We start from the raw sequence: 7,376 nt of genomic DNA, 5'->3' as shown, positions 1-7,376 counted from the left end.
TCAGCCCCGCACTATGTCCTGCCTCATCGGCGAGAGGAGCGTATTTATCCTCGCGCCATCCGGCTCAAATCACCGAAGTATCCGATCAGAAATAAAAATGCCAGTCAGCTTAACTGACTGGCATTACGCTCCAGAGGCGCCCTTTTTCGGTCTTTCATTACTGTTGGTTCTGCCCCGTCACCACTAGCGGCACCTCTGCCCGACGCAAGTCCAGCGGGGGCAACTTGGTAGGCTGACTCAAGCCCTGCAGCACCTTGGCATCGTAATCGTAAATGTCGGGCTTGAACGTCACTCGCCCGTCAGTGCTCAGGTCCACGGTCCAGTAAGCCAACAGCACCGGCACTTTCACCGGCAGCAGGACGTTCTCGGTCCTGCCATTGGCCAACTGCTTCTGAATGCCGGCGCTGTTCCAGCGCACCGGGTCGTTGAACAGCAACTCGACCAGTTGCAACGGGTTTTCCACGCGGATGCAACCTGAACTGGTGGCCCGTACCGTTTTGGCAAACAGCTCGCGGTGCGGCGTGTCATGCAGGTAAATCGCATAGTCGTTGGGGAAGCGGATCACCACCTGCCCCAGCGAACTGTCGGGCCCGGCATCCTGACGCAGGTGGATGCCTCGCGGATTGCTCCAGTCAACGTCCGACGGATTGAGCACATTGCCTTCGCGATCAAGCACGCGAATCCGGTTGGCCGCCAGATAGCCCGGATCGTTCTGGACTTTCGGAATCACGTCCTGCTTGAGGATGGTCGGCGGCACGGTCCAGGTCGGGTTGAACGTGATGTAGGTGATTTCGGCCTGGAACACCGGTGTACTGCGCACCGGCTTGCCGACCTGCACCCGCGAATGCCAGATCGGCAGGCCGTCGCGGTACATCGCCACCTTGTAGCCGGCGATATCGACGATCACGAACGTGCCCTGGAGTTTGTACAACAGCCAGCGGGCGCGCTCCATGTTGACCCGCACCTGATCGATCCGCGCCTCGACAGGCACGTTCAACGCCGCCAGCGTCGCCGCCCCGGCCACGCCATCGGCCCCCAGGTATTGCTCGACCTGATACTTCTTCACCGCGGCAATGACCTTGTCGTCGTAACCGGCCTTTTTCGACAGGTGCGCGTCCAGGTAACCGCCCGCCACCAGGCGCGCACGCAATTGTGCGACCGCCACCCCGTCCATGCCGGGCTTGAGTGATTGCCCTTCGGTGACTTTCGGCCAGCCGCCCGCATCACGGATCTGGCGCAAACGGGCCAGGCCCTCACGCAAATTGCGGTAAATCGCTTCTTGAGGAGGCGCATCGGCGAATGCTCGAGCCACGTCATGGGCATCGAGGGCGGCGAACAGGGCGTTCATGTCTTCGCGGGCAGCGCCGCCGGCCGGGTCGAAATTCCAGTGAATGTCCAGCCGCGACGGATCGACCTTGCCCCGCCGCAGTTGCAGCAGTGCGGTGATGAATGTGCGGGTCGCCGCCATGTCGAACATCGCCCGCTGCGCCGTGGAAGGCATGGCGGCCACCAGCGATTCATGGGCCTGGGCCAGTTCGGAGATGCGAAAATCCGCCGGGTTCAGCCCGTCGATCCGGGTGTCTTCGAGGCTCTTGAGCAACTGGGCCACGTCACGATCATCCGTCCACGCGGCGCGATAGTTACGATGCATATAGAAATCCAGCACCACCCGGCTGACATCCACCCGTTGCTGGCGCCTGGCCGTGAGCAACGGCGGAAAGGCCGAGCGCAGCGGCTCCAGCGATGCCTGAATCGCCTGGCCGACCGCATCGTCGGGCGCCGCGGCATCTATTCCGCTGCTTGCCGCAGATACCGGCTCAATCGGCGACGTTTGCCCAACCGCCACACCGCTGATCAGAAAGCCCATAAAAAACATGCGGCTTATGACGAATGACCTTGTTAATTGCACCATGGATAATCCTTAATCCTCCGTTTCAAACGGCTAGCTTTCCGCTCACTGCTAGCTAGACTCGAAATTATCATGATGAGACCCGACTATGGCGCTAAACCGCTTTGGCCTTTTATTTGCCATTTTACTGACGTGCCTTTCAGTACCGTCAGCCTACGCCGATTCGCTTGAAAACGCGCTGGTCAAAGCAGCACCAGACGCCGATGCCAAAGTGATTGCCCTGGCCGTTCGCGCAACCCAATGCAGCCGTGCCCAAGGTATCGCCCCAGCCCAAAGACTGGCGGTGATCGATTATTCCCTGCCCTCGACCGAACAACGTCTGTGGGTCTTCGACCTTAAACGACGCAAGTTGCTGTTTCACGAACTGGTCGCCCATGGCCGCAACAGCGGCGAAAACATGGCGACGCTGTTCTCCAACCGCAACGAAAGCCACGCCACCAGCCTCGGCCTGTTCCGCACACAAGAGAGCTACAGCGGCCAGAACGGTTACTCGTTGCGCATGGAAGGCCTGGAGCCTGGCTTCAACGACAACGCCTATGACCGCGCCATCGTCATCCACGGCGCGCCCTATGTCAGCCCGGTGCTGGCCCGCGCCAATGGCCGGATCGGCCGCAGCCTGGGTTGCCCGGCGGTTCGGCCGGCGATTGCCCACCGCCTGATCGATTCGATGAAGGACGGGCAGTTGCTGTTTTCCTACTACCCGGACCAGCGCTGGTTGAAGTCGTCCTCCTACATCAACTGCGGCGGCGACACCGTGGCCTCAAGGGAAAAGTCCACTTCAAGCCAGAAAGCAACATCCAACCTGTCAAAACTGTAATCCCCGCCTCAGCCTGCTGAAAGGCACCTCCCGCTAGCCTCGTCGACACGTTCAACAGGCTGACGGCGGAACAGACGGCATGCACTCCCACACTTCAAGACGCACCTTCGTCAAAGGGCTGGCCATCGGCGGGCTCTTCGGCGGTCTCGGGTTATGGCGCACGCCGGCCTGGGCGATCAGCAGTCCCGGCGAACAGCAGGTGTTGGCCGGTAATGATTTCGACCTGTTCATCGGCCAATCCCCGGTCAACTTCACCGGCAGCCCACGCACCGCGATGACCATCAACGGCGGCATCCCCGGCCCGCTGCTGCGCTGGCGTGAAGGCGATACGGTGACGCTGCGGGTACGCAACAGACTCAAGGACAGTACCTCCATTCACTGGCACGGCATCTTGCTGCCGGCCAACATGGACGGCGTACCGGGCCTGAGCTTCAAGGGCATCGAGCCGGGCGGCCTGTACGTCTACCAGTTCACCGTGCGCCAGAACGGCACCTACTGGTATCACAGCCATTCGGGGTTCCAGGAACAATCCGGCGTGTACGGCCCGCTGATAATCGACGCCAAGGACCCGGAGCCGTTCCAGTACGACCGCGACTACGTGGTGATGCTCAGCGACTGGACCGACGAAGACCCGGTCGGCCTGATGAAGACCCTGAAAAAGCAGTCCGATTACTACAACTTCAACAAACGCACCGTGGGCGACTTCATCCACGATGTCAGCGAAAAAGGCTGGGGGCCGACCGTCGCCGATCGCACGATGTGGGCCGAGATGAAGATGAACCCCACCGACCTCGCGGACGTCGGCGGCGCCACTTACACCTACCTGTTGAATGGCCAGGCGCCGGATTCGAATTGGACCGGGGTGTTCCGCCCAGGGGAAAAGCTGCGGCTGCGCTTCATCAACGGCTCGGCCATGACTTACTTCGACGTGCGCATCCCCGGCCTGAAAATGACCCTGGTCGCCGCCGACGGCCTCTACGTCAAACCGGTGAGCGTCGACGAGTTTCGCATTGCCGTGGCGGAAACCTTCGACGTGATCGTCGAGCCGAGCGAAGCGGCCTACACCCTGTTCGCCCAAGCGATGGATCGCACCGGCTACGCACGCGGCACCCTGGCGCTGAAAGCCGGGCTGGTTGCGCCGCTGCCACCACTGGACCCACGCCCCCTGGTGACCATGGACGACATGGGCATGGCCGGCATGGACCACGGCAGTATGGCGGGTATGGATCACAGCAACATGGCCATGGGCGACATGCCCGACATGCAGTCCCACCCGGCCTCGGAAACCGACAACCCGCTGGTGGATATGCAAGCGATGTCCACCTCAGCGAAACTCGACGACCCTGGCATGGGCCTGCGCAACAACGGGCGCCGCGTGCTCACCTATTCCGACCTGCGCAGCACTTTCGAAGACCCGGACGGCCGCGAACCTGGCCGCACCCTCGAACTGCACCTGACCGGGCATATGGAAAAATTCGCCTGGTCATTCAACGGCGTGAAGTTCTCTGATGCAGAACCGCTGCGCCTCAAGTACGACGAGCGGCTGCGGATTGTGCTGGTCAACGACACGATGATGATGCACCCCATCCACCTGCATGGAATGTGGAGCGACCTCGAAGACGAAAACGGCCAGTTCATGGTGCGCAAACACACCATCGACATGCCACCCGGTTCCCGGCGCAGCTATCGGGTCACTGCCGATGCGCTCGGCCGCTGGGCCTATCACTGCCATCTCCTGTACCACATGGAAATGGGCATGTTCCGTGAAGTTCGCGTGGAAGAATGAGGCGCACCCCATGATTCGATTCACCCCGTTTTTCTTAGCCCTCGCGACCTCGACGGCGATGGCCGCCAGCGATGACATGCAAGGCATGGATCACAGCCAGATGGACCACGGCCAGATGCAAGGCATGGACGAAGGCCAGATGCAGCCCGCCGCCCCCAGCGAAAGCCGCACGCCGATCCCGCTGCTGACCGATGCCGATCGCGCTGCGGTGTATGTCGATCCCGCCGGTCACCGCGTACATGACAGCACGCTCAATAGCTTTTTCCTCGCCGACAAACTCGAATGGCAAGACGCCGATGACGGCAGCACCCTGGCCTGGGATTTGTCCGGCTGGATCGGCGGTGACATTGATCGCCTGTGGCTGCGCTCCGAAGGCGAACGCAGCAACGGCGTGACCGAAGACGCGGAAATCCAGGCCTTGTGGGGCCACGCCATTTCCCCATGGTGGGACGTCGTCAGCGGCGTTCGCCAGGACTTCAAACCCGGCGCCCCGCAAACCTGGGCCGCGTTCGGCGTGCAAGGCATGGCGCTGTACAACTTCGAGGCCGAAGCCACGGCCTTCATCGGCGAAGGCGGCCAGAGCGCCGTGCGGCTGGAGGGCGACTACGACATCCTGCTGACCAACCGGCTGATCCTGCAGCCGACCGTCGAACTCAACGCCTACGGCAAAAACGATGCGCAACGGGGCATCGGTTCGGGGCTGTCCAACACCGAAGCCGGCCTGCGCCTGCGCTACGAAATCCGCCGGGAATTCGCGCCCTACCTCGGCGTGACCTGGAACCGCACCTACGGCAACACCGCCGACTACGCCAACGACGAAGGCGAGGACCGCAGCGAAACCCGCCTGGTGCTCGGTGTCCGGCTGTGGTTCTGAACAGACTTACCTCAAACCAATAACAACCGCTTCAAGCGGTAAAGGACCTTGCATGCGCCTCATCAAACCCACCGCTGCCGTCATCGTGCTGATCACTGGCCTGCTCATGAGCAGCCTCGCTCAAGCGCACCCAAAACTGCTCGCCTCCACCCCAACGGAAGGCGCGGAAGGTGCGCCTCCCGACAAGATCGAACTGCACTTTTCCGAAAACCTCGTCACCCAGTTTTCCGGGGCAAAACTGCTGATGACCGAAATGTCCGGCATGGTCCACGCCCCGATGCCGGTCAAGGCCAAAGTCAGCGGCGGCAGTGATCCGAAGACCATGTTCATCACTCCGACAGCGCCCTTGACTGCCGGCACCTACAAGGTTGAATGGCGCGCGGTGTCGTCGGACACCCACCCGATCACCGGCAACGTCACGTTCAAAGTGAAATGATCGATGAGCGACTCGGCCAACGTCGTGCTGCGGTTTGTGTTGTATGTGGATTTGATGCTGTTGTTTGGCGTGGCGCTGTTCGGTCTGTACAGCTTTAAAGGACAGGAACGGCTATCCGGGACGGTATTGCCCTTGCGCCGATTGTTGACGGCAACAGCCGGCCTCGGCGCGCTGCTGTCCATCGCCGGCATGGTGCTGATGGTCCGCGCCATGAGCGGCGAATCAGACATAACCGAGCTGCGCCCTCACCTCGAGATGATGCTGTTCGAGACAGACGTCGGGATGGCCTGGGCCGTGCGGATGACTGCGTTAGCCGTCGCAGGTTTGGCGTTGATGTTTAACCCTCGCGCCCCCGGCATCAGCCTGGTGATCGCCGCCACTGCCGGCGGCATCGCCCTCGCCAGCCTGGCCTGGAGCGGGCATGGCGCCATGGACGAAGGCAGCCGTCGTTACTGGCACTTCACCGCAGACATCCTGCACTTGCTGGTGGCAGGCGCCTGGCTCGGCGCGTTGCTTGCGATTGGGTTGATGGTGCAAATCCGGGCGCTGCAAACCGAAGTGCACATTCGCTTGCTGGCCCGTGCGGTCAAGCGATTCGAACTTGTCGGTGCGCTGATCGTAGCGATCATCACCGTGACCGGGGTGGTGAACTACCTGTTCATCGTCGGGCCGCAGCTCGATGGTGTTCTACTCAGCCACTACGGAATTCTACTGGCGATCAAAGTGCTGCTGTTTGCCGGGATGCTGGTGTTGGCGGCTTTGAACCGCTTTCAGCTTGGGCCCTTGCTGGAGCGGACATTGCGAGAGGGCCAACATCGCATGGCGGTCCATGCACTTCGGCGCAGTGTGCTGGTGGAAATGGCCGCGGCGGTGTTGATTGTGGCGGTGGTGGCGTGGCTGGGGACCTTGAGTCCGGAAGTGGAATGAGCCGTTTCAGGGGGCGTTGATTTTTCACACCGGTGAAAAAACGGCACCTTCCGGTGCCGTTCGAATTTCACACTCCTGCTTTAACTTATCTTGCCCAGTGTCCCGGCCTTGTCACAGAGGTGCACCAGGCTACGGCGGGAAATGCCGAGGGCCGTTTTAAGTTTGAGGTGATATCCCCAAAAATCACTCCAACTTCATCAGCCCATACGCAATGAATCCCCAAACAGCAATGCCAACCAGCATCACCGCTTTGATTTTCAAAAGACGCTTTAGATGTGGGGGAAAGTTTTTAATATCCTCGGGGTCCAGCTCGCCAATGCGGATTGAAACCCTTGGCATAGTCACCATCCCGGCGATTTTTGCTATCAGCAAGAGGCCCCCAAACCACCCCTGCTGCCGCAAACCTGGCCCCCAGGAGTGGACATAACGACTATTTTTCAAGGCCTCCAGCATGGCATCAAGGTAACGCCATCTGAGATACAGACTGTATGCAGTGCTCGCAATGGCAAGCAAGATCGGACCGGCTAGAAGCCAAAAAGCTAGCCAGGACATCCAAAACCCCTTTCCCATCATGGATGGGTTTTCTCGTATAAAATTTCACCCATTAACTCCCCCCCATCCCCCATG

At 60.8% G+C, this 7,376-nt stretch carries 7 protein-coding genes; 5 read left to right on the top strand and 2 right to left on the bottom strand.

All coding sequences use genetic code 11. From position 1 onward, the window contains the following. Positions 1 to 157: 157 nt before the first annotated feature. A complete protein-coding gene (locus KGA88_RS00070; RefSeq protein WP_223588097.1) occupies positions 158 to 1,912 on the bottom strand; it encodes a murein L,D-transpeptidase in 1,755 nt (584 codons plus the stop codon). Between the two features lie 85 nt (positions 1,913 to 1,997). On the opposite strand from KGA88_RS00070, the gene KGA88_RS00065 reads away from it, so the two are divergent. From KGA88_RS00065 to copD, 5 genes are all read left to right on the top strand, one after another. Beyond that, the gene (locus KGA88_RS00065) at positions 1,998 to 2,726 is read left to right on the top strand and encodes a murein L,D-transpeptidase catalytic domain family protein (protein ID WP_110660635.1); all 729 of its coding nucleotides are present in this window, start codon (positions 1,998 to 2,000) and stop codon (positions 2,724 to 2,726) included. 79 nt (positions 2,727 to 2,805) lie between these two features. Beyond that, positions 2,806 to 4,512, top strand: a complete 1,707-nt coding sequence (locus tag KGA88_RS00060) for a copper resistance system multicopper oxidase (protein ID WP_223588094.1) — start codon at positions 2,806 to 2,808, stop codon at positions 4,510 to 4,512. Between the two features lie 10 nt (positions 4,513 to 4,522). Continuing rightward, positions 4,523 to 5,386, top strand: coding sequence for a copper resistance protein B (locus KGA88_RS00055; protein ID WP_223588092.1), 864 nt, complete (start codon positions 4,523 to 4,525; stop codon positions 5,384 to 5,386). Between the two features lie 52 nt (positions 5,387 to 5,438). Further along, entirely contained in the window at positions 5,439 to 5,822 is a 384-nt protein-coding gene (gene copC, locus KGA88_RS00050; RefSeq protein ID WP_223588090.1) for a copper homeostasis periplasmic binding protein CopC, read from the top strand. A gap of 3 nt (positions 5,823 to 5,825) precedes the next feature. Further along, a complete protein-coding gene (gene copD, locus KGA88_RS00045) occupies positions 5,826 to 6,749 on the top strand; it encodes a copper homeostasis membrane protein CopD (protein ID WP_223588088.1) in 924 nt (307 codons plus the stop codon). Positions 6,750 to 6,932: 183 nt separating this feature from the next. On the opposite strand, the gene KGA88_RS00040 is transcribed toward copD, so the two are convergent. Then, positions 6,933 to 7,301 (bottom strand): hypothetical protein, encoded by a 369-nt coding sequence (locus KGA88_RS00040; protein WP_223588086.1) that lies wholly within the window; start codon positions 7,299 to 7,301, stop codon positions 6,933 to 6,935. Positions 7,302 to 7,376: the final 75 nt, after the last annotated feature.

This window comes from Pseudomonas sp. A-R-19 (genome assembly GCF_019956575.1).
In the GTDB taxonomy this organism is placed as follows: Bacteria; Pseudomonadota; Gammaproteobacteria; order Pseudomonadales; family Pseudomonadaceae; genus Aquipseudomonas.
Note: the sequence above shows the minus strand (reverse complement) of the source record. Positions and strands in the feature narration are given on the sequence as shown.

Coding starts and splice junctions, on each gene's coding strand:
- KGA88_RS00040 (WP_223588086.1), bottom strand. CDS start 7,301: ATGTCCTGGCTAGCTTTTTGGCTTCTAGCCGGTCCGATCTTGCTTGCC.
- KGA88_RS00055 (WP_223588092.1), top strand. CDS start 4,523: ATGATTCGATTCACCCCGTTTTTCTTAGCCCTCGCGACCTCGACGGCG.
- copD (WP_223588088.1), top strand. CDS start 5,826: ATGAGCGACTCGGCCAACGTCGTGCTGCGGTTTGTGTTGTATGTGGAT.
- copC (WP_223588090.1), top strand. CDS start 5,439: ATGCGCCTCATCAAACCCACCGCTGCCGTCATCGTGCTGATCACTGGC.
- KGA88_RS00065 (WP_110660635.1), top strand. CDS start 1,998: ATGGCGCTAAACCGCTTTGGCCTTTTATTTGCCATTTTACTGACGTGC.
- KGA88_RS00060 (WP_223588094.1), top strand. CDS start 2,806: ATGCACTCCCACACTTCAAGACGCACCTTCGTCAAAGGGCTGGCCATC.
- KGA88_RS00070 (WP_223588097.1), bottom strand. CDS start 1,912: ATGGTGCAATTAACAAGGTCATTCGTCATAAGCCGCATGTTTTTTATG.